This window comes from Streptococcus sp. KR (assembly GCF_002238115.1).
Taxonomy (GTDB): domain Bacteria; phylum Bacillota; class Bacilli; order Lactobacillales; family Streptococcaceae; genus Streptococcus.
The window spans coordinates 1-952 of sequence record NZ_NGVM01000076.1 but is presented as its reverse complement, the minus strand read 5'-3'; the positions used below and the strand labels follow the sequence as shown (position 1 = coordinate 952).

At 34.0% G+C, this 952-nt stretch carries 1 protein-coding gene and 2 pseudogenes; 1 reads left to right on the top strand and 2 read right to left on the bottom strand.

Going from position 1 to position 952, the window contains the following annotated elements; translation table 11 throughout:
• Positions 1–313 (bottom strand): annotated as a pseudogene (locus tag CBI42_RS10900) (zeta toxin family protein); the annotation flags it as partial.
• Between CBI42_RS10900 and CBI42_RS10895 the strand changes: the two are divergent.
• Positions 314–475, top strand: a pseudogene (locus CBI42_RS10895) (transposase); the annotation flags it as partial.
• 158 nt (positions 476–633) lie between these two features.
• On the opposite strand, the gene CBI42_RS10890 reads toward CBI42_RS10895, so the two are convergent.
• A complete protein-coding gene (locus tag CBI42_RS10890; RefSeq protein WP_000301903.1) occupies positions 634–861 on the bottom strand; it encodes a hypothetical protein in 228 nt (75 codons plus the stop codon).
• Positions 862–952 lie beyond the last annotated feature (91 nt).

Here is a 952-nt window from a genome sequence, read left to right as displayed (position 1 = left end):
TTGCTGCTGAAGTTTTGTCTTCTTCTGAATCGTATACACAACTTCTATCTCGTTGGTAAATTTGAATTCTTTCAAAGATAGCTAGTTTTTCCAATTGTCTTGTATTATCAACTAGATGATTTACAATGAAATCATGATGTTCTTTTGGAGTTGCGCGTGCTTGATCTGGATTGATAGCGTACAGTTCTTCATAACGGATAAGGGTGCTCAGATAGGACAGCTTAGGCTTTGTCGCAATCAAAGCTAATTGTACTTCATATCCCATACTTTTCAAGAGTTGTGCTGTTTCCTTTGGAACATCAACGCCCTTTAACTACCCTATTCTAACGCCAAATTGGAAGCGACTAATAATCTCATTAAACTCATCAAACGAAATGCCTTTGGTTTTCGAAACTTTGAAAACTTCAAAAAACGGATTTTTATCGCTCTGAACATCAAAAAAGAAAGGACGAAATGTGTCCTTTCAAGATCTTAGCTTTTCTTCAACCCACTGCAGTTGACAAAGAGCCATAACATTTAGAAAAAAGAAATGCACCATTTTTGGTGCGTTACTTCTTGTTTTTCTAGCCTAAACTTTACTCCTAAAAAAGCCACCTTAAAGAGTAATTCCTTTTTCGGTGGCTTTTTAAAATACTATACATTAAAATACTCTTGTTTAATTTTTGTAAGCAGATTGTTAGCAACCGAAGTTACACCAACATGCATCAGTTCAGGATCAGAATAATCTAGATTACGAGCATAGCCTTCTGCAACAGTCTGAGCAATACGCTTATCCAATTTATAATTAGAGGCTTTTAATAGTGCTTGAAATAATTCTGAACTATATAGTTTAATATTATTTTCCAATGATACTACTGCCATTTTTGTAACTCCTCTCCTGTTTTTGATTGATAAACCTTCTCTATTTTCATTATATCACAAAAAGATTGGTTGTGGATGGATAATTGTTTAA

Bases quoted from the DNA above. Each gene is read 5' to 3' on its own strand.
- CBI42_RS10890 (WP_000301903.1), bottom strand. From the start codon at position 861: ATGGCAGTAGTATCATTGGAAAATAATATTAAACTATATAGTTCAGAA.